Raw genomic sequence first — 1,564 nt, 5'->3', positions numbered from 1 at the left:
CTTCCGTAATGGGGCGGGCCTCTGTCAAGGGTTTCGGGCAAGTCAAAAATCCCGGCGAAGATCTCATTCTTCACCGAGTTTTAAGACACAAATTCAGAAGCTTACTTTTTCTTTTTCACTGCACCCGCACGTCAGGACTGAAGGACACCCCCCTGTCCGGGCTTCGCTCTTCCGTCCGTAGTCAGCCTCATGGCTGCCACTCTATGCCTGGTCCAAATCTGGTCCTGGGTGCCCATCTTTTACGCGTATTCAGCGTTAGCCGATAACTAGCGGGCTTTCGGCATCTCCAGGAACCTCGTCCCGGCAAGGGACCTCGTCGTACCTGTCGTCAGGTGCAGTGCGTTCCTCCGTCAGATCAAGTTCTGGAATTGTTTTACTCAGACCGTTGCCGGCGCGCTCTGCACATGGCGGAATGGTTTGCCGTCTCGCCACATGCGGTGCAAAACAACGCCAATACGCCGCGCAAGTGCAATCAAAGCCCGTTTCGATCCACGCCGATGGGCCACTCTGAGCGCCCAGGCCTGGAGCCAGTTTGGTGACCCACGGTGCATCAAGATCATCGCCGCTTGATACAAGGCCGTTCGAAGGGCCCGGTCACCCGCTCGCGTAATTTGCCCGATGATGTCCATCTCTCCGGATTGCGTGCGCCTCGGCGTCAGCCCCACCCACGGACCAACATCCTTCGATCGCGCAAACCGCGTCGGATCGTCGATCGCGGATTTGACCGTCAGGGCGACGATCCGACCGACACCCGGCATCGTCATCATCAAACGGCAAACATCGTCGTGTTTTGCCAGATCCGCGATTGTCGCATCCAATTCAGCCAACTCGGCGCGCAACTGCGCACGCGCGCGCAAAAGGGCCTCCGTCGACGTGGACAGGATTTCATTCTGCTCAACCAGTTCCCTCACCCGGGCCTCGTACCTGATCCGGGTGACATGCCCCAGCTTCAGGCCAAAGTTTCGCAGAACACCCCGCATCGAAAGCTCAAGGTTGATGATGGCCTGTTGAACTGACTTGCGCGCCGTCAGCAACGCGCGGATTTCCTGGGAGGACACGGATTTGCGGTGCACAGGCCTGTACCATCCCATTTGAAGCAAGCGCGCAATGCCCTGGGCATCGCGCCGGTCAGTTTTGATCGGCATGGCTTTCAAGGCGGCCTTCACTAATCGTGTTTCCATCATGACCACGTCAAAGCCAGCTTCTTCCATTCCCTTGCTCAACCATTGGGACAAAGGTCCGGCTTCGAGACCGATCGCATCGACCGCGTACGGCAGTGACGTCATCGCGCGCACCAGCGCCTCAGGCTCGCTGGCGGCCTCCAACTCCTCAACAACCTTCCCTTGCGGCCCCAGCACACAAATCGCCGTGCTTGCCAAGGATACATCCAGTCCGATAAATACATTCATGTCGTTGCCCTTCTATTCTCAGGAATTGAGGCGCATGGAAACATACGACCTCGTAGACGCGCTGCAGGCGCATCAAGGGCAACGGCACTTCAGATCATGCTGACAAACAAGCGAAACGTGCTCGATTCGCCGAAAGCCCCATTACGGCATCTTTT

At 57.5% G+C, this 1,564-nt stretch carries 1 protein-coding gene; it reads right to left on the bottom strand.

The features are described 5' to 3' along the window. Positions 1 to 377 precede the first annotated feature (377 nt). Positions 378 to 1,409 carry an IS110 family transposase gene (locus RBB32_RS21255; protein ID WP_306155757.1) on the bottom strand — a complete coding sequence of 344 codons (1,032 nt, stop codon included), beginning with the start codon at positions 1,407 to 1,409 and terminating at the stop codon, positions 378 to 380. Between the last annotated feature and the right edge of the window lie 155 nt (positions 1,410 to 1,564).

The sequence above is a fragment of the Roseovarius sp. MMSF_3281 genome (genome assembly GCF_030733685.1).
Taxonomy (GTDB): Bacteria; Pseudomonadota; Alphaproteobacteria; order Rhodobacterales; family Rhodobacteraceae; genus Roseovarius.
This window is presented reverse-complemented; position numbering and strand designations above follow the sequence as displayed.